18 protein-coding genes are annotated in these 17,994 nt (G+C 67.4%); 8 read left to right on the plus strand and 10 right to left on the minus strand.

What is annotated here, in order from left to right; translation table 11 throughout:
- Position 1: 1 nt before the first annotated feature.
- Positions 2 to 1,141 (minus strand): SPFH domain-containing protein, encoded by a 1,140-nt coding sequence (locus HMPREF3113_RS16480; protein WP_046272823.1) that lies wholly within the window; start codon positions 1,139 to 1,141, stop codon positions 2 to 4.
- Positions 1,142 to 1,317: 176 nt separating this feature from the next.
- Between HMPREF3113_RS16480 and HMPREF3113_RS16485 the strand changes: the two genes are divergently transcribed.
- On the plus strand, positions 1,318 to 1,917 hold the full coding sequence (locus tag HMPREF3113_RS16485; RefSeq protein WP_019183684.1) for a sigma-70 family RNA polymerase sigma factor: 600 nt from the start codon (positions 1,318 to 1,320) through the stop codon (positions 1,915 to 1,917).
- Positions 1,914 to 2,588 carry a ChrR family anti-sigma-E factor gene (locus HMPREF3113_RS16490; protein ID WP_070474053.1) on the plus strand — a complete coding sequence of 225 codons (675 nt, stop codon included), beginning with the start codon at positions 1,914 to 1,916 and terminating at the stop codon, positions 2,586 to 2,588. The genes HMPREF3113_RS16485 and HMPREF3113_RS16490 overlap by 4 nt, the downstream gene beginning before the upstream one ends.
- On the opposite strand, the gene HMPREF3113_RS16495 is transcribed toward HMPREF3113_RS16490, so the two are convergent.
- The gene (locus tag HMPREF3113_RS16495; protein WP_070474055.1) at positions 2,578 to 4,365 is read right to left on the minus strand and encodes a bifunctional diguanylate cyclase/phosphodiesterase; all 1,788 of its coding nucleotides are present in this window, start codon (positions 4,363 to 4,365) and stop codon (positions 2,578 to 2,580) included. The two genes, HMPREF3113_RS16490 and HMPREF3113_RS16495, sit on opposite strands and share 11 nt — an antisense overlap.
- Positions 4,366 to 4,486: 121 nt before the next feature.
- A complete protein-coding gene (locus HMPREF3113_RS16500; protein WP_070474057.1) occupies positions 4,487 to 6,073 on the minus strand; it encodes an SDR family NAD(P)-dependent oxidoreductase in 1,587 nt (528 codons plus the stop codon).
- Between the two features lie 208 nt (positions 6,074 to 6,281).
- On the opposite strand from HMPREF3113_RS16500, the gene HMPREF3113_RS16505 reads away from it, so the two are divergent.
- Positions 6,282 to 6,581, plus strand: a complete 300-nt coding sequence (locus HMPREF3113_RS16505; RefSeq protein ID WP_046272818.1) for a hypothetical protein — start codon at positions 6,282 to 6,284, stop codon at positions 6,579 to 6,581.
- Positions 6,582 to 6,706: 125 nt separating this feature from the next.
- Here HMPREF3113_RS16505 and HMPREF3113_RS16510 read toward each other — a convergent pair whose 3' ends face one another.
- Both HMPREF3113_RS16510 and HMPREF3113_RS16515 read right to left on the minus strand, forming a co-directional pair.
- The gene (locus tag HMPREF3113_RS16510; RefSeq protein WP_070474059.1) at positions 6,707 to 6,901 is read right to left on the minus strand and encodes a hypothetical protein; all 195 of its coding nucleotides are present in this window, start codon (positions 6,899 to 6,901) and stop codon (positions 6,707 to 6,709) included.
- A 6-nt stretch (positions 6,902 to 6,907) separates the two neighbouring features.
- Positions 6,908 to 7,153: a hypothetical protein gene (locus HMPREF3113_RS16515; protein ID WP_070474060.1), complete on the minus strand. Its 246-nt coding sequence runs from the start codon at positions 7,151 to 7,153 to the stop codon at positions 6,908 to 6,910.
- A 181-nt stretch (positions 7,154 to 7,334) separates the two neighbouring features.
- Between HMPREF3113_RS16515 and HMPREF3113_RS16520 the strand changes: the two genes are divergently transcribed.
- From HMPREF3113_RS16520 to HMPREF3113_RS16535, 4 genes are read left to right on the plus strand one after another with little or no spacing between them, the layout of a single operon-like run.
- Positions 7,335 to 7,880, plus strand: coding sequence for a sugar dehydrogenase complex small subunit (locus HMPREF3113_RS16520; RefSeq protein WP_083298839.1), 546 nt, complete (start codon positions 7,335 to 7,337; stop codon positions 7,878 to 7,880).
- Between the two features lie 46 nt (positions 7,881 to 7,926).
- Positions 7,927 to 9,567 carry a GMC family oxidoreductase gene (locus HMPREF3113_RS16525; protein WP_070474063.1) on the plus strand — a complete coding sequence of 547 codons (1,641 nt, stop codon included), beginning with the start codon at positions 7,927 to 7,929 and terminating at the stop codon, positions 9,565 to 9,567.
- Positions 9,564 to 10,961 carry a c-type cytochrome gene (locus HMPREF3113_RS16530; RefSeq protein ID WP_070474065.1) on the plus strand — a complete coding sequence of 466 codons (1,398 nt, stop codon included), beginning with the start codon at positions 9,564 to 9,566 and terminating at the stop codon, positions 10,959 to 10,961. The genes HMPREF3113_RS16525 and HMPREF3113_RS16530 overlap by 4 nt, the downstream gene beginning before the upstream one ends.
- Positions 10,958 to 12,229: a carbohydrate porin gene (locus tag HMPREF3113_RS16535; RefSeq protein WP_070474066.1), complete on the plus strand. Its 1,272-nt coding sequence runs from the start codon at positions 10,958 to 10,960 to the stop codon at positions 12,227 to 12,229. The genes HMPREF3113_RS16530 and HMPREF3113_RS16535 overlap by 4 nt, the downstream gene beginning before the upstream one ends.
- Positions 12,230 to 12,323: 94 nt before the next feature.
- On the opposite strand, the gene HMPREF3113_RS16540 is transcribed toward HMPREF3113_RS16535, so the two are convergent.
- On the minus strand, positions 12,324 to 12,728 hold the full coding sequence (locus tag HMPREF3113_RS16540) for a response regulator (protein WP_070474068.1): 405 nt from the start codon (positions 12,726 to 12,728) through the stop codon (positions 12,324 to 12,326).
- Between the two features lie 161 nt (positions 12,729 to 12,889).
- Between HMPREF3113_RS16540 and HMPREF3113_RS16545 the strand changes: the two genes are divergently transcribed.
- The gene (locus tag HMPREF3113_RS16545) at positions 12,890 to 13,246 is read left to right on the plus strand and encodes a YkgJ family cysteine cluster protein (protein ID WP_019183696.1); all 357 of its coding nucleotides are present in this window, start codon (positions 12,890 to 12,892) and stop codon (positions 13,244 to 13,246) included.
- A 32-nt stretch (positions 13,247 to 13,278) separates the two neighbouring features.
- Here HMPREF3113_RS16545 and HMPREF3113_RS16550 read toward each other — a convergent pair whose 3' ends face one another.
- The 4 genes from HMPREF3113_RS16550 to HMPREF3113_RS16565 are packed head-to-tail and all read right to left on the minus strand — an operon-like array spanning position 13,279 to position 17,933.
- Entirely contained in the window at positions 13,279 to 14,391 is a 1,113-nt protein-coding gene (locus HMPREF3113_RS16550) for an ABC transporter permease (protein WP_070474070.1), read from the minus strand.
- The gene (locus HMPREF3113_RS16555; RefSeq protein ID WP_070474072.1) at positions 14,388 to 15,575 is read right to left on the minus strand and encodes an ABC transporter permease; all 1,188 of its coding nucleotides are present in this window, start codon (positions 15,573 to 15,575) and stop codon (positions 14,388 to 14,390) included. The genes HMPREF3113_RS16550 and HMPREF3113_RS16555 overlap by 4 nt, the downstream gene beginning before the upstream one ends.
- Positions 15,572 to 16,588, minus strand: a complete 1,017-nt coding sequence (locus HMPREF3113_RS16560) for an HlyD family secretion protein (RefSeq protein ID WP_070474074.1) — start codon at positions 16,586 to 16,588, stop codon at positions 15,572 to 15,574. The genes HMPREF3113_RS16555 and HMPREF3113_RS16560 overlap by 4 nt, the downstream gene beginning before the upstream one ends.
- Positions 16,581 to 17,933 carry a TolC family protein gene (locus tag HMPREF3113_RS16565; RefSeq protein WP_254665320.1) on the minus strand — a complete coding sequence of 451 codons (1,353 nt, stop codon included), beginning with the start codon at positions 17,931 to 17,933 and terminating at the stop codon, positions 16,581 to 16,583. Before HMPREF3113_RS16565 ends, HMPREF3113_RS16560 begins: the two co-directional genes overlap by 8 nt.
- Positions 17,934 to 17,994: the final 61 nt, after the last annotated feature.

Below are 17,994 nucleotides of genomic sequence, written 5' to 3' on the forward strand. Positions count from 1 at the left end.
CTTACAGCCCCAGCGCCTTGGCCTTGAGCTTGTCGTAGTCGTCCTGGGTGATCAGGCCGAGATCCAGCATCTCCTTGGCCTTCTTCAGCTTGGCGACCGGGTCGTCCGCGGCCGGGGCGACCGGCTGCTGCATCCCGCCAACCCCGAGCATGCCCGAGGCCATGCCGACACCGACCAGGCCGGCGGCACCGCCGTTCTCGCCCGCCGACTGGATGCCCTGGGCCACGCTGGCCTGCAGATTGGAGTTGCCGCGCGAGCCGGCCAGTGCATCGGCGCGCTGCACGGTCTTGAGCAGTTCACGGGTGTTGGCGTCGTACTCGATCGAGACGATGGCGGTCTTGACGATGGCCAGGCCGCGATCGGACTTCCACTGGTAGCCCTGCTCGACGGCAGCGGACAAGCTCTGCGCGAAGCCCAGCGAGTCCTGCTGCAGCTTGGTGATCCGGTTGCCCTTGCCCGGGTCGTTCGTATACAGGCTGAAGGCCGGGGCCAGCGAGCCCACCACTTCGTTGAACAGCTGGCTGGCGGCGGCGTTGTCCAGATCGGTGAAATCGAACACCTGGCCCGGCTGCAGGTAGCTGGCCGGCACGAAGTTCTTCACGAACAGGATCGGATCGACGATTTTCAGCGTGTACGAGCCGCGTGTGACCGCGCCGACCTGCGTGCCGAGGAAGCCATCGTCCCAGTAGATTTCGGACTGCGTGCCGAAGCGGTTGTCCGGCAGCTCTTTCAGCGAGACGAAGAAGGCCGCCTGCTGCGACCCGGGCTGGCCGCCGAACTTGAAACGTTCCCAGCTCTGCTTGATCAGCGGGCTGACGAAGCCGTCGCCGGCGAAGATCGACTGCGAGTTGGTATCGTCCGAGCGCCATTCATAGCCACCCGGCTCGGCGACGAAACCGGTGATCGCGCCGTCCTGGAACAGCAGCAGGCCGTAGCCTTCGGGCACGACGATCCTGGAGCCGTTGGTGATGATGTTGGAGGAGGCGCTGGTGTTGGAGCCACGCCCGGCATTGGTGCCGCGCGGGACCGCCGCGAACAGCGCGGCCGTGGAGGGCAGGCCCGTCGGCACGGTGTAGAAGTCCTTCCACTGGTCGGCCAGAACACCACCCACTGCACCTGCCACCGCCTGACGAAGACCCATGACCAACTCCCTGTGATTCGTGGCCGGGCACCGTGCCCGCCATGCTCGGCCGACTATATCAGCAGCCAACGCACCTGCATCCAGAACGCCGCTCTGCTCGTACAAGCGCCATGAATCCCAAGTCGCCGATCCCCCGGAAGTGGCCTACCATGGAGGCTGACCCGCCTGTTGCCAGGATGACGCCCTTCGAGGCCGCCCGGATGATTGCCGCCCCCGCTCAATCCACGACGGAGATCAAGACCTGGGCGGCGGAGATGGCGGCGGTGGCCGGCTCGCGCGACCGCGAGTGCTTCCTGCGCATCTACGACCACTTCATGCCGCGTCTGTGCCGCTACCTGGGTGGGTTGGGGGCGGCCGATGGCGTGGCCGAGGATCTTGCCCAGGAAGTGCTGCTCAAACTGTGGAACCGTGCCGACCTGTACGATCCGGCGCGCAGCAGCCTGGGCACGTGGCTGTACCGGGTGGCGCGCAACATGCATATCGACCGCGTGCGCCGGGAACATATCTGGGTGCATGCCCACGAGGTGGTCGAGCAGGCCGCCGAAGAGGCCGACGGGGGCGGCTCGCTGGCCGAGCGCCATACCGAGCACGTCAGGCTCAAGCAGCGGCTGGACGAACTCTCCGCAACGCAGGCCCGTTTGATCCGGATGTCCTACTTCGAAGCCAAGACCCACGCCGAGATCGCCACGGAGCTGCATATGCCACTGGGCACCGTGAAATCCCATATCCGACGCGCGTTTCTGCAGTTGCAGTCGCTGATGGGAGAGTCGCGATGAATCCTCGTCATCACCTGGACCCGACCACCGTCCTGGGCTTTGCCACCGGAACCCTGGCGCCGGAAATGTCGGTGGTCGCCGCGGCGCACCTGGAAGCCTGCGCCTACTGCCGGGAACAACTGCGCGCGGCCGAACGGGTCGGGGGACTGCTGCTGGAGCAGCAGTTGCCGCCGCCCTGCGCGGAGGATCGCCAGGCCGCGCTTCGGCAGACCATGCTGGCGCGCCTGGATGCCGCGCCAGCGGAGGATGGCATGCGTGCCCAGGCAGCGGTACGCGGCGCGCCTGGGCACGACCCGGATCAACTGCCCGCGGCGCTGGCGCCGCATTTCGGAACCTCCTACCGCTCGCTGAAATGGCGGTGGATGGCGCCGGGTGTCCACTGCATCCGGGCAGCGGCGCACCCGTCGTTGATCATGCTGAAAATAGCCCCGGGCAAATGCCTGCCCATGCACAGCCATGGCAGCAGCGAGCTGACCCAGATCCTTCGCGGTGCCTACGATGATTCACTGGGGCATTTCGCCCCCGGCGATGTGGCAGATCTCGACAGCCAGGTCGAGCATCAGCCGGTGACCACCCCCGGGGTGGCGTGCATCTGCGTTTCAGCGCTGGATGCGCCACTGGTCTTCAGCGGATGGTTCGCGCGGAAGCTGCAGCAGGTGTTCAAACTCTGACCGGGCAGGCCGTGATCGCGGCCGCTTCGAACACCTGCATCACCAAGGCCGGGGACATCGGCCGGGCAAGCAGGTAGCCCTGGACTTCGTCAACCCCCATCGCAGCCAGCACCTCCACCTGCGCCTGTTGCTCGACTCCCTCGGCCACGGTGAGGTAGCCCAGCTCATGCGCCAGATGATGGATGGCCGAGACCTTGGCGCGCGCCCGGGGATTGATGGCGATGCCATCGATCAACGATTTGTCCAGCTTCACGGTGTGGATGGGAAGGTCGGACAGATAGCTGAAATTGCTGTAGCCGCTGCCGAAGTCGTCGATCGCCACGGTGATGCCGGCCTGCGCCATCGCTGCGATATGGCCAATGGCCGGGGAACCCGGGCGCAGCCATTCGCCCTCGGTGATCTCCAGCTCGATCGTCGAGAACGGCAGCGCCCTGTGCTCGAGTTTGCTGCGGATGTCGTGCCATGCCGAGGCGTTGGACAGATAACTGCTGGAGAGGTTGATCGAGACCGGAATATCCAGCCCTTGGGCGCGCCACGCCTGGACCTGATCGAGCGCGGTGTCGAGCACCCAGTTGGTCACCTCGTCCATCAGGGCGGTCCGCTCGAAGACCGGAATGAACTCGGTCGGGCTGATCGACCCCAGGGTGGGGTGGGTCCAGCGGATCAGGGCTTCGGCCGAGACCGGGCGCCGGCCGTCCAGGGTGAAGCGGGGCTGGTAATCCAGGTGGAAATCGCCGGCCTGCAGCCCGCGTTCGGCATCGGAGGCCAGGCGGTAGGCGCGGTGCATCTTTTCGTCGCGCTGTTCGGAGTACCAGCAGAACGGCCGCCGTGCGTCGAACGCACCGTGCATGCTGACCAGCAGCCGCCGCAGCAGGTCGTGGCTGTCTTCTTCGCCCGGTCCGACGGCGCAGATGCCGGCATGGAAGCGCGGCGACATCGGCACTGCCGCGGCCATCAGCGGGCGCAGCATGCGCGTTCTCAACTCCAGGATCAGCGCCTCCACCTGGGCTGCGGCCGGCATCTCGACCACGAAAGCAAACCGCGTCACCCCCACGTGATACACCGTGGCCACGCCCTCCAGCGCGGCACGCAGGCGGACGCCGGCGCGCCGGATCAAGGCCTCCAGCGGACGCAGGCCCAGCACCTGGCCCACCTGGTTGGCGCGTGGAATATCGAGGATGTCCACCGCGACGGCGTAGGCCGTTCCTTCAGTGCAACGCGCCAGGATGCCGGGCAGATCCGCATGCAGCTGGTGCCGGCTCGGCAGCCCGCTGACCGGGTCCAGCCGACCGGACATCGCACGCAGCTCCAGCTGCGCGACGACCAGTTCGGCCAGGGTGGCCAGCTGATCCTGATCACCCTCGTTGAACGTGCGCGGGCGTGTGTCCATGACGCACAGGGCACCGATGGCGACCCCGTTCTTTGCCACCAGCGGTGCGCCCGCGTAGAAGCGCAGATGCGGGCTGTCGGTGACCAGCGGGTTGTCGCGGAAGCGGGGGTCCTGGCGGAGATCCGGAACCACCAGCACGCCATCGGCGGTGACGGCGTGGGCGCAGATCGAGGCGCGGATGTCGGTCTGTGCCATGGGCAGGCCGATCCGGGAAAGGAAGCGCTGCTTCACATCCCCGAGGATCGAGACGAATGCCACCGGGGCATCGAAGGTGTAACCGGCCAGCGCGGTGAGCCTGTCCAGTGCAGGCAGGGACGCCAGACCGTCGACCTGCATGGCACTGAGGACCGCGCTGCGTTCGTCGCGTTGTGAGGTGGGGGGGCTCATCGTGATTCGACTGGGAGTGGAGGCCACGGCCGAAGCCGGAAAAGTGGGCCTCCTGTCCCTTGCCGCTCGAACCGACGGCGTTCCTGCCAGGCTATACGTACGACACACGCACCTGGATGCATTACCAGTCGGTGGGCGCGTAGTCCTTCAGGAACTGACCCCAGACGTGCTCACCGGTGTTGATGCCGTGGATGATCGGGTCGACGATGCGGGCGGCGCCGTCGACGATATCCAGCGGCGGATGGAAGCGCTCTTCCTTCACTTTCTTGGCCGCGATATCCGCCGGATCCTCGTCGGTCACCCAGCCGGTGTCGACGCTGTTCATGTGGATGCCGTCGTTCTGGTAATCCGCCGCCGAGGTGCGCGTCATCATGTTCAGCGCAGCCTTGGCCATGTTGGTGTGCGGGTGGCGGGTGGTCTTGAAGTTGCGGTAGAACTGCCCCTCCATCGCCGAAACGTTGACGATGTGCTTGTCACGCTCGGGCGTGCGCAGCATCAGCGGCTTCAGGCGCGCATTGATGATGAACGGTGCGATGGCGTTGACCAGCTGGGTTTCCAGCAGCTCCACCGAGGGCACTTCGGCCATCAGCATGCGCCAGGAGTTGCGCCCGCGCAGATCCACCTGCTGCAGGTCCTGGTCCAGGCGACCGTCCGGGAACAGATGCTGCTGCGCCACCAGCTCATCGTCCAGCAGCGGCACCTGCGACAGCTCGGCGGCACGGGTCAGGCCGTTGGCGGCATTGAAGTCGCGGCCCTGGACCACCGGCAGCCCGGCCGAGGCGGTGGTGCCGAGCAGTTCGGCGCTGCGCAGGCCTTCGTAATCGCCGATCAGCTTGCGCAGCGTGTCCGGTACCTCGTGCAGCGGCGCGGTTTCACCGGCCATCATGTGCGCATAGAACTGCGGCGGGCGGCGCACGGTCTGGCAGGCGTTGTTGATGATGAAATCCAGGCGCGAGCGGGTGGCCAGCAGTTCGCTGCAGAAGGCCTCCACGCTGGGGGTGTGGCGCAGGTCCAGGCCGTACACCTGCAGGCGGTGGCCCCATTCGGCGAAGTCGGGCTCTTCGGCGTAGCGCGCGGCCGAGTCACGCGGGAAGCGCGTGGTCACAATCAGGTCGGCGCCGGCGCGCAGAAGCTTCAGGCCGGCCTGGTAGCCGATCTTGACCCGGCCGCCGGTCAGCAGCGCGACGCGCCCGGTCAGATCCGCGGTCTCGGTGCGCTTGAAGAAGTTCAGCTCGGCACAGGCCGGGCACATCTGGTCATAGAAATGATGCAGCTGGGTGAACTTCTGCTTGCAGACGTAGCAGTGGCGCAGTTCCGGGGAATGCACCGGCTCCGGCGCGGCGGCGGCATGCTCGCCATTGGAGGCGTCATGCAGGCCGGCGGCATGGGGCGGGAAGTAATTCGGGGTGCTGAACACGGGCTTGCGGCGCAGGGCGCGGATGCCGGTCTGCTCCAGCAGTGCCTCGGCCTTGGCCACTTTTTCCTGGTGCCGGGCCTTGGCCTGCTGTTTCAGCTTCGCCCGCCGCGCCTTGGGCTCGGGGTGGTAGACCTTCGCCACAACCTGGTGCAGGCGGGTGCGGTCGGCGTCGGGCAGCGTATCGAGCACGCTGCGGTCGGCTTCGATGGCCTCCAGCAGGTCCAGCGCGGCGCGCAGCCGGTCGGTCAGGGGCAGGTCGTCGTCGGCAGGGGGCAGGGCGATGGTATTCAATTCGGGTCCGGGAAAAGCAGCAGGAAGACAGGCAGGCGGGCGCCGCGCGGTGGCCCCCGACGGGGCATGCGCCGGCAGGCCGGGGCAAACGATGGGCGGCTATTGTCCCTGATCCTGGGATTTGGTGCTGAGCGGCGCCGTCTGGCTCCACATCCGCTCCACACCGCCCCCCATAGAGTGGCCTCCACCCAATCGATGGCCCTTCCCCGTGAGCCTGCAGACCTCCGTGTCCCTTCCGCTTCCCCGGCGCCCGTTGCCGGACAGTTGCCACTTCGAGCTGCTGGATGTGAGCGCCCTGCAGGACCCGAGCAGCGGCCGTATCGTGCATCTGTACTCGATGGTGGCGCGGTGCCTGTCCTGTGAGGTGGTGTTCAACGCCCGGGAAGGGGAAGGATTCGTCAGCACCTCGGCGGCGCGCCTGCTGCGCTGCCCCACCGGCTGCGGCGAGCAGTCCCTGAAGGGGGCCGCATTGCGCCAGTGGCGTGCGGCGGGCGTGTGCGGCACCTGATCCGATCCGGGCAGCCGCATGAGCAATGCGGACACGCCGTCGCAGGGTGCAGATCTGCCGGCCGATGAGCACGCCAGATCCAAGAACAACGTCCAGCCCTGATCGGGCTCGAACGCCGCGCTCGCTCAGCCTGACGCGAGCGAGGCCTGCAACGCAGTGGCCAGCGCGGCGTCACCATTCACCAGTTCGGTCCACTTCAGGGTGAGGCCATTCCGTTTTCCCTTCGGCACCAGCTTCAGGCCGTCGGGATCGATGGTCAGCGTGTACGCCTGGTCGCCGATCTGGACCTCCCGGCGCACGGGTTTATCGAGCGGGGTCATGGGGGATCACGGCTTCGGCGGGGATTCGCGCTTCGGTTCCGCGCTGGTCCCGGTGTCGTGCCCGGAGTCCTGCGCCTCGGAGGCGGCCGTTCCACTACCGCCACCGGGCACGTTGCGCGACGTATCGCCCGCGGCCGGGGCGGTGGCAGGCTGCTCGATCGTATCGGCGTGCTTGCCTTGATCAGTGTGCTCGGCCTGGCTGCAGGCAGACAGCGCCATCGTGGCAAGGGCGGTGAGCAACAAGGTGCGCATGACGATTCTCCGGGAGTGATACCACTCCGGTTTGTAACGCTGAGGCTGTTGCTGATCCGTGATCACCTCGTTGATCACTCTGTGACGACAGCGGCATGGAGTACCCTTGCCGCCGTCGATGCTTAGCCGTTCCGTGGTCTGCGGGCGGGGAGCCGGCGTGTTACGGAGCAGAGTAGACATCATGAGTATTCCCGAGGGAGTGGACGAGAACCGGCGCGGGCACGGCCTCACACGACGAGGCTTCCTTCTTGCGGTTGGTTCGGTTTCGCTGCTCGCGGCCTGTCGTGATAAAGCGCCTGCGGTGGCAACGCCCGCCGCAGCAGCGCCGGCGGCCAGGACCGATACCGCCTTTCTCTCGCTGTCCCGCGCCCTGACCGACAAGAACGACCTCGACCCGGCCACGGCCGAACGGATCGAAAAGGCGTTCGCCACCCTGCAGCCCGACCTGCATGCGCGGTTCCCCGCCCTGGTCACGCTGGCCGGGCAGGTGAGCGGTGCCACGGCGCTGGTCGCCGCCGCCGGCGAGGCCCAGCCCGCGGCGCTTGCCATCATCACTGCCTGGTATACCGGCACGGTGGGCAAAGGGGTCCACGCCGTGACCGTGTCCTATCGCGATGCGCTGATGCAGCGCTGCGTGGACGACGGCCTTTCGCCACCGACCTATGTCCAGGGCGGACCCGCCTGGTGGACCGCTGAGCCGCCGGCCCCGATTCGAGCCCACGCATAAGCCTGCGCGGTTCTCTTTTTCCTGTTACTGATCTGGAATCCCTCTCATGAAAGCTCCGGTTTTCCGTGATGGCGACGTCGATGCCGACGTCGTGATCGTCGGCTCGGGCCTCGTCGGTGCATTGATCGCCCACCAGCTGGTGCGCGCCGGCAAATCGGTTCTGGTCCTCGAGGCCGGGCCCCGCTTGAACCGCTCCGATGTGGTCGAGAACTGGCGCAACGTCAGTTTCGAGCGCCGTATCGGCAGCGACTTCCAGGGGCCATTCCCGCAATCGAAATTCGCGACGGCGCCGCTGTATTTCCCGGCCAACGACTACGTCGGGCTGACCGGGCCCGATGCCAGCAGCTTCCATCAGGGCTTCATCAAGGCCGTCGGCGGCACCACCTGGCACTGGGCGGCGTCGTGCTGGCGCCATCTCCCGGTCGACTTCAAGATGCAATCAGCCTATGGCGTCGGTCGCGATTGGCCGATCAGTTACGAGGACATCGAGCCGTACTACTGCCGTGCCGAGGAGGCCATGGGCGTGTCCGGGCCGAACGACCCGGCGCAGCAGAGCCCCTCGGAGCGCTCGAAGCCCTACCTGGCCGACATGATTCCCTGGGGCAACGGCGACAAGGTGTTCGCCGAGGTGGTCAATCCGCACGGCTACAACCTGGTGCCGATTCCGCAGGGGCGCATGATCAAGCCGTGGAATGACCGGCCTGCCTGCTGCGGCAACAACAACTGCCAGCCGATCTGCCCGATCGGGGCGATGTACAACGGCGTGCACACCGTCCAGGCCGCCGAGGCGCTGGGCGCCAAAGTGTTGGCCGAATCGGTGGCGTACAGGATCGATACCGACGACCAGAACCGGGTCACCGCGATCCACTGGTATGACAGCGACAAGGTGAGCCACAAGGCCACCGGCCGCAGTTTCGTGATCGCCTGCAACGCGCTGGAAACACCGCGCCTGTTGCTGCTGGCCGCCAACGAACAGAACCCGAACGGCATTGCCAATTCCTCCGACCAGGTCGGCCGCAACATGCTGGACCACTCCGGCTTCCACTGCTCCTTCATTGCCGACCGGCCGATCTGGCTGGGACGTGGTCCGGCGCAGTCCAGCTGCATGGTCGGGCCACGCGACGGGGCGTTCCGCTCGGAGTACTCGGCGACCAAGATCATCCTCAACAACATCAGCCGCGTGGCGATCGCCACCGACCAGGCCTTGAAGATGGGGCTGGCCGGTGAGGCCCTGGATGCGGAAATCCGCCGCCGCGCGATCTACGGGGTGGACCTGTCGATCAGCCTGGAGCCGCTGCCGGATCCGAGCAACCGCCTGACGCTCTCCAAGACCCGCGTCGATGGTCATGGCCTGGCCTGCCCGGACATCCATTACTCGCTGGGCGATTACGCGCGCAAGGGCTACGACAAATCCTGCGAGCAGCTGCGGCACATCGGCAAGCTCTTCAATGCCGAAGAGTTCGTCATCACCACGGCGCTCAATGCCAATAACCACATCATGGGCTCGACCATCATGGGTGCCGACCCCCGGGATTCCGTGGTCGACGGCGACTGCCGCGCGCATGACCACCCGAACCTGTGGCTGCCGGGTGGCAGCGCGATGGTCTCGGCCAGCGTCGTCAACAGCACCCTGACCATGGCTGCGCTGGCGCTGCGCGCGGCCGATGCGATCGAGCGTGCCGCATGAAGACCTTCCTCCTCATCGCGTTCGGCCTGCTGGCCGGGGGCAGCCAGGTTGCACGCGCCGACGAGACGGTCGAGCGCGGTCGCTACCTGTCCGTGGCCGCCGATTGTGTGGCCTGCCATACCAGCCCGAAGCAGGGCAAGCCGTATGCGGGCGGTTATGCGATCGCCTCGCCACTGGGCGAGATCTGGGCCAGCAATATCACCCCGTCCAAGAGCCATGGCATCGGCAACTACACGGAAGGCGATTTCGCCAAGGCGGTGCGCGAGGGCGTGCGCAAGGACGGCGCGCATCTGTATCCGGCGATGCCCTACACCTCGTACGCGAAACTGACCGACGATGACATCCACGCGCTGTACGTCTATTTCATGCAGGCCGTCGCGCCGGTGGATGAAGAGGCGCAGACCACCGAGCTGCCGTTCCCCTTCAGCGTCCGCTCGTCGATGGCGGTGTGGAATCTGCTGTTCCTGGACAAGACGCCCTTCAAACCTGATCCGGCGCAGAGCGCCCAGTGGAATCGCGGCGCCTATCTGGTGGAAGGGCTGGCGCACTGCTCCAGCTGCCACAGCCCGCGCGGGTTGATGATGCAGGAGGTGGGTGGCAAAGCCTTCGCCGGCGGTTCGTTGGGTGACTGGTATGCCCCCAACATCACCTCCCATCCGATCAGCGGCATCGGCGGCTGGAGCGATGACGAACTGGCCCGATACCTCAAGACCGGCCGGGTGGAGGGCAAGGGACAGGCCGGCGGCGGCATGGCCGAGGCGGTGACCAACAGCCTCTCCAAGCTGCGCGATGAAGACATCAGCGCCATCGTGACCTACCTGCGGACCGTGCCTGCGGTGGCCGACAAGGACGCCACCCGCGCCGCCTTCGCCTGGGGCGATGCCGCCAAGGCGCCCGGTGAGCAGCCGGTGCGCGGCACGGACGCGCCGATCACCTCCGGTGCGGTGCTGTATTCCGGCCTGTGCGCCAGCTGCCACGGGCCGCAGGGCGAGGGCAGCAAGGACGGCTACTACCCGTCGCTGGTGCACAACAGCACCGTCGGCATGACCCGGCCCCAGAACCTGGTGGCCACCATCATCGGCGGCATCGACCGCGAGGTGGATGGTCAGCATGTGGTGATGCCGCATTTCTCCGAGGGCTCTTACGTCCAGGCGTTGAGCGATGCCGATATCGCCGCCGTTGCGACGTATGTACGGACCAACTTCGGCCCCGGTGATCAGGTGACGGAAGCGCAGGTCGCGCTGATCCGCGACGGCGGTGAGAAGCCCTTGCTGGCCAAGATCGCACGCCTGTGGCTGCCGCTGCTCATCCTCGGGCTTGCGGCGTTCGTGGTGGTGATCGCGATGGTGCGACGCGCCTGGAAGAAACGCAGGCTGCGGAGGGCCTCGGCATGAAATACACCCCCTGTCTGATCACCCTTGGTCTGTTGGCGGCCGCGACCAGCGTACCGGCCTGGGCGGCCGACGCCGAGGCGCCCAAGCCGAAACCGGTGGATACCATCGCCCAGACACCGCTGAGCGCGGCGTGGGCGGCCCGGATATGGCTGCAGGACCGCGGCGTGACCCCGAGCGCCCGGATCGTGGTCGCCACCGGCGTCAACAGCGACGGTTACAAAGGCACTGGCTGGTCGACCGCCGAGCACGTCGACATCGGCGCGATGATCGATACCGGCAAGGCCTTCGGTGTTGACGGCACGATGCGCGTGGTCTTTTCCGACCGCTTCGGCAACGCGGTCAACGACCGCTCCACCGGCTCCTACGTGCAGAACCAGGCCTTCTACGGGCAGGGCCAGAACCTGCGTTTCAATGAACTCTCCTACGAGCGCTGGCTGCTGGACAAGCGCTTGAGCCTGAAGGGCGGCTTCTACTCGATGGGCAACGACTTCGGCGGTCTGCCCTATACCTGCAATTTCAACAACAACGGCCAGTGCGGCCACCCGCTGGGGCCGATCTACAGTTCCGGCTGGCTCGACAACCCTACCGGCCAGTGGGGCCTTCGGGTGAAATGGGCCGACCCTTCCGGCTGGTACGCCCAGACCGGCATCTATGACGTCGTGCCGATGCGCAAGCAGGCCGGCAGCGGCTTCCGGGTGTCCGACCGTGGCAAGACCGGTCTGTTCCTGCCTGTCGAAGTGGGCTACAGCCACGGCAACACCGGCGCGCATTACGGCGGCACCTACAAGGTGGGCTACTACCTGGACACCTCCAACGCCGACGATATCGGCAATCCGGCGGCGCCACGTGCCTCCCATCGCAGCGGCTCCTACATCCAGCTGGCGCAGCGCGTGCTCAAACCCGAAGGCGACACCGTGCGCGGGGTGTCGGTATTTGGCGTGGCCACGCGCGCGGATGCCAAGACCGGCCTGATGCGTTACTCGTGGGAGGCCGGCCTGAGTTGGCGCGGTGTCGTGGCCTCGCGCGAAGACGACGTGCTCAGTCTCGCCTGGACCCGGCTGGACATCTCCGACCGCCTCGCCGAGTACCAGCGCATTACCGGCAAGGACGTGCAGAGCAACGAGCAGTTCGTCGAGCTGAACTACGGCGTGCAGGTCACCCCGTGGCTGATCCTGCGGCCCGCGGTGCAGTACGTCGCGCGGCCGGGTGCGTATGACAGCCGCCCGGACAGCTGGGTGTTCACGCTGCAGGCGCAGGCGACGCTGTGAGGGGGGCGAAAGGGCGCCCGTAATGCAGGCGCTCTGTCCGGGACCATGCGACCGTACGGTGGTGCGGTCGCGGCGATCCGTCGTCGCTGGGGCACTAGGCCTGCTGTGGGTTGCCCGTTGACCCCGATCCTGTGGCCAGCGCTTCTGCCACCCGTTGCTGCAACGCGCGGATGTCGAAGGGCTTGGACACGAAGGGCACCCGTTGATGGGCGCGTGGCACTATCTGGTGATAGACCGCGGAGGCGAACAGGAAAGGGGTGCCCGTGGCGGCCAGTCGGTCGGCCACAGGGAAGACCGATCCGTCGCGAAGCTCCACGTCGAGGATGGCCGCATCGAATCGCTGGCCGGTGAGGGCGCTGAGCGCATCCGTCACGGAATCAGCGCTGATCGCCGTATGACCTGCCTCCTGCAGCACTTCGATGAACAACCGGGAGAGCTCGGCTTCGTCTTCAACAACCAGTACGGTACGGACTGTAGGTACAACAGTGGAACGGTTCATGGGGGTGGGACAAAAGAAGAGGCCTCCATGGTGTGCCTGCACGCGTCAAGGACGAGGGAAGGGCCGTTGCCTGTCCGTTGACACGCGCCGGTCGGCCGCCGCCCCCGCGGCCGCCGGAGGCGTAAAATGGCCAGCCGCTGACGCTGACGAGTGCCCTCCCCATGCCCTATGCGACCCGTGACGCGATCCAGCGGCTTCGCGAGCAGATTCCTTCGTTCCGCTGCGTGGTGGGGTGCCACGACTGCTGTGGGCCGGTCACCGCCTCCAGCGAGGAAGTGGCCCGCCTGCCGCTCAAGAGCGATGCCGAGCATGCCGCCGCCCTGGAAGCGCTGAGTTGCCCGTATCTGGGCGCCAATGGCTGCGAGGTCTACGAAGAGCGGCCGTTGATCTGCCGCATGTTCGGGACCACGCCTACGCTGCGCTGCCCGAACGGCCAGCGACCGGTCTACATGCTGGATGAAAGCGTCGAAGCGGAGATCCACCAGTTTCTGCGCAGCACCCGCCAGGTCCTCATCTGACGGGCACTGTGGCTGTGCGGGACGCCATGCCCTCAGCTCGACCTGCGGGCGCCCAGACGCCAGACGGCGAGGCCGCCGTACAGCGCCAGCAGCGCCGCCAGCGTCCATATTTCGTGACTGACTTCGCTGAGGCTGGCATTCATCTGGTTCAAACGCACCATCAGGTTGATGCCGGGCGTGGTGGGCAGCAGGTGCGCCAGCGCGACCAGTGCCGGCGGTGAAGTGACCGCTGGCCAGGACAGGTTGGCCAGGAAAAACAACGGGATCGAGCAGGCGATGACGACTTGGAACGCACGCTCGCGGGTGGCGAAAAAGCTGCCCACGAACAGGCCGAACGCCACCGTGGCTGCGATGAACAAGGTGCCGCCCAGCAGCTGCCCGAGCGGATTGCCACCGCGCGGATAGTCCTGCACCCACGCGGTGAAGCCGGCGTAGTAGAGCAGGCCGAGCAGGCCGATCGCACCGAAGCCGACGGCCATCCCGGCCAGCGTCGGCAGGTCGAAACGCAGTCGCCGGCCCAGCGCCAGCCGCCGCGCGCCGAGCAGCACGCCGATGCCCATGAGCAGGGTCTGGTGCACGATCAGTTCGGCCACGCCGGGGACGATCGCGCTGCCGTAGCCCTCCTGGGTGTTGAACAGCGGGCGTTGCACCAGGGTGATCGGCGGTGCCTGCGGCGCGCCCATGAAGGCCGCCTGGGACACTGCCGCCTCACGGGCGAACGCGGTCAGCGCATCGGCCACGCCGCCGAGCACCCAGCTGGCGCGGCCCAGGTAGGCGCCGTTGCCCATCAGCACCAGATAACCATTGCCACCGCGCAGAATGTCGCGCTCGAGGTTGGCGGGGATCAGCAGGATGCCTTCGGCGCGGCCGGCTTCCATTTCATTCCGGGCGTGGTCGACGCTGGCCGGCTGGTCGACGATGCGCACCGTGCGCAGCGCATCCACGCGACGCAGCAGTTCCCGGCTGGTCGCGCTCTGGTCGTGGTCGACCACCACGATGGGCAGGTTGGTCGCCACCTGGTGGCGGTAAGCCGCCGGGTAGAAGAACGAGTACAGCACCACCGCGCCCACCATCAGCACTACTGCGTAGCGGTCGGTGAGGACCGTGCGCAGGGTCAGGCGCAGGCTGCTGCCGAAGCGGCTCATGCGCTGGCTCCGGAGGCCGCGGCCGGCGTGCCCGGATCGGCAGCCCGCGCGGCGGCGATCAAGCGCCACCCCCCGATGCCGCCCGCCACCAGCACCATCAGCAGCAGGGTGCCCAGCGGCCACAGGGAAACACTCCACGGGGCGCCGACGAACTGCTGCTGGGTCTGTAGTTTGACGTAGGCGGTCAGGGGCAGCAGCGCGTTCCAGATGCGGGTGAACAGTGGCGCATCCACCACCGGGAACGTCGCCCCGGAAAATGCCAAGGCAGTGCCGATGCTCAGGCCGATCGCGGAGAGCGCGCTGCCCATGTCGCGGGTGAGTCCCACGAACAGCAGCGCCACCGCCGCGCAGGCCAGATAGAACAGCGGCTGGCCCAGCATCAGCAACATCGTGCTGCCGGCGATGCCGTCGCCACGGACCCGCGCGAGGTACAGCACGCCGAGCGCCCCATACGCCGAAAACAGCAGGACATAGGGCGCGAGCTTGCCGACGATGGCCGACCACGGGGCATCGCCGAGCCACGCGCGCAGGTGCCCGTCGCGCACTTCGCGGCCCAGGCTGGCCGCGACCGCCAACGCCAACCCCAGCGACAGAACCGCCGGGAACAGCAGCGGCAGCAGGAACAGCTCATAGCTGCGTGCCGGGTTGTGCAGGATGTCCGACTGCACCGCGATCGGCGGCGCGCGCAGCTTGGCCGGGCCCACCTGCTTGGCGATGCGCCCGCCCAGCAGGCGCGCATTCCAGGCGCTGACGGCTTCAACGATGTCGCGCACCGCCGACTGGCCAGTGGTGAGGTAGGTGGCGTTGTAGTAAGCGAACACCGTGCCCTGTTCGCCACGCAGGGCGTTGCGGGTCGCATCGCGCGGCACCAGTACCACGGCGAACACGTCCAGCCGCCGCAGCTGCGACTGCGCATCGGCCAGACTGATCGGCTGGCTGGCCACGCGCACCCCGGGGCTTGCATCGAGCATCCGGGCCAGCTGCCGGCTCTCGGCGCTGCGGTCCAGATCGACGACGGCGATCGGGATATCGCGCATCACCGAGGCCGCGAACAGCCAGGCCATCACGCCCAGCATCAGCGCTGGCAGCAGGGTGACCAGCAGCAGATCGGCACGATCCTGACGCAGGTGCTGCAGTTCGCGCTGCAGCGAGGCGGTGATGCCCGCCCACGCCCGGCGGTTCATCCCTGCGGCCACGCGAACAGCACGCTCATCCCCGGCCGGAAACCTTCGATGGGAGCAACCGGGCGCAGCCGGATCTCGAAGCTGCGCACGTCATAGCCGGACGACTGCCGGGTGGCGCGCCAGGTAGCGTAGTCGCCCGCCGGATTGAGGAAATACACCTCGAAGTCGGCGTTGCGGTCCAGCGCGGGAACGCTGCCGTGCAGGCGGCTGCCCACCTTCAGGCCGCGCATCTGCGACTCGCGCAGGTTCACCGAAACCCACATGTGGTCGATGTCGACCAGGGTGAAGACCGGGTAGCCGGCCGGCACCAGCTCGCCGATATCGGACATGCGCTTGTTGATCTCGCCGGCCACCGGCGCGCGGCCGTTGACCTCATCGCGGGCAGCGTTGACCTCGGCCACCGCGCCCTGCGCCTGGCGGACCTGGCCCTGCGCGGCGCGCTTGTCCTGGTCACGGGCGCCGGCCAGCGCCTGGTCGTACTGCGCCCGTGCGGCATTGGAGAGCTCGCGCGAACTGCGCGCCTGCGCCAACGCTTCATCGCGCTTCTGCCGGGTCATGACCCCTTCGTTGAACAGGTTCTGCACGCGCTGATAGGTTGCCTCGGCCAGGGTGGCACCGGCTTCGGCACGCTTCCAGTTGGCCTGCGCAGCGCGGATATCCTCGCTGCGTGCACCTTCGTCGGCCTTGTCGGCCACGGCACGCGCCGCTTCCAGTGCACCGTGCGCCTGCTCTTCCTTGGCCGCCACTTCCGGGCTGTCGAGTACGAACAGCACCTGGCCCGCCTTGACCCGGTCGCCTTCGCGCACCTTAAGCTCGGCAAGACGCGCGGTGATCTTCGCGGCTACGTTGATGGTGTCGGCGTCGGCCATGCCCTGCAGCTGCTCGGCCGGGGTACGCCAGGCCAGCCAGAGGCCGACCACCACGACGACCACCAGGGCCAGACCAATGAGGATGCCCGCCTTGCGCTTCTTCGGCGGCGGCGCGTCGGCGGCGGCCTGCAATGTGTCATTCATGCGCGATCACCTCGTCGCCCCGGCGGCGGAATTCATCGTATCGGTCCATCTGTCCACTGATCTCCAGCAGCTGTGCCAACGCTACGTCGTATTGATAGGCGGCCTGCGCGCGTTCCACCTGCGCGCCCCCCAACCCCAGCCGTGCATCGATCACGTCCAGCGAGGTCGCCTGGCCTTCGCGGAACGCCAGCTCCTGAAGGCGCAGGTTCTCACGGTTCTGTTCGATGCTGCTGTCCAGTAACAGGAACTGCTGGCGGGCGGTGTCCAGTTCGTACCAGGCCTTGCGAACGCCCAGCGTCACCTGGTTCTCGGCCTCGCGCAGGCCGGCTTCCGCCTGCTCCTGCTGCGCGCGGGCGGCGCTGATCTGGGCCGGGCGCGAGCTGGGCGAGAGGAAGGTGTACTTCAGGCCGATGCCGAACGCCCAGTCCGGATCGGTCAGCATCTCGTCGCGACGGCGGAAATCGTACTGGCCGAACAGGAACACCGTGGGTTTGAGCTTGGCCTGCTGCACGCGCACGCCTTGTTCGGCCTGCGCCACCAAGGCGCGCAGCCGGGCGATCTGCGGCTGCCGGGCCTGGGCCTCGCGTTCGAAGGTGGGCAGTGCACCGATCGGCGCGCGATGCACGAACAACGGCGACACCGGGCGGACCTCGCCGCCGCTGCGGAGCAGGGTGGCCAGCGCTGCCTTCAGGGTCTGCAGATCGTTCAGCGACTTCTGGTAATCGCGCTCGGCCTTGTCGCGGGCCACGTTGGCCTGCAGGCGCTGGGCGCGGGTGGCAAAGCCCTCGCGCTCAAGCTTCAATGCGTCGTCGAGGTGGCGCTGCAGGCCATCGCGGACATCCCGCCGCACATCGACGGCCTGCTCGGCAAGGCGCTGACCAAAATAGGCCTGGGCCAGCTGCACGCTCAGCGATTGCCGCTGCGACTCGCGCTCGGCACTGGCCTGGTCGGTCGCGCCGGCCGCCGCCTGCTGCGCCGCCGGGATCAGCCCGCCGGTATACAGCGGCAGCACCGCGGTCACCACCGGGCGGGTACGCCAGTCACGCTCGGTGAACTGCAGCGGCGAATCGATACCGAAGGCTTCGGCAACCGGGGCCAGCGAACCCAAGGGGAGGGTGAGGGTCTTCTGGAACTGCAGGCGGCGCACTTCACCGGTGATCTCCGGCAACCGCAACAGGCGGGTGGCGTCCTGCAGGTCCTGTTTGTTGCGCACCGACGCATCGGCGGCGGCCAGCGCATCGGAGACCTGCTCCAGCCGCTGCTGGGACTGCTGCCAGTCCAGCGCGGGGATAGCGGCGGCGCCCGGGGCGGGCTGGGCGATGGCCAGGCCACTGAAAAACAGCAGGGAGAGACTGGAAAGTCCTTTTAACGCGCGCGTTGGCGGCCAATGCCGGCTCACGAGGGGG

The sequence above is a fragment of the Stenotrophomonas sp. HMSC10F06 genome, from assembly GCF_001807865.1.
Taxonomy (GTDB): domain Bacteria; phylum Pseudomonadota; class Gammaproteobacteria; order Xanthomonadales; family Xanthomonadaceae; genus Stenotrophomonas; species Stenotrophomonas bentonitica_A.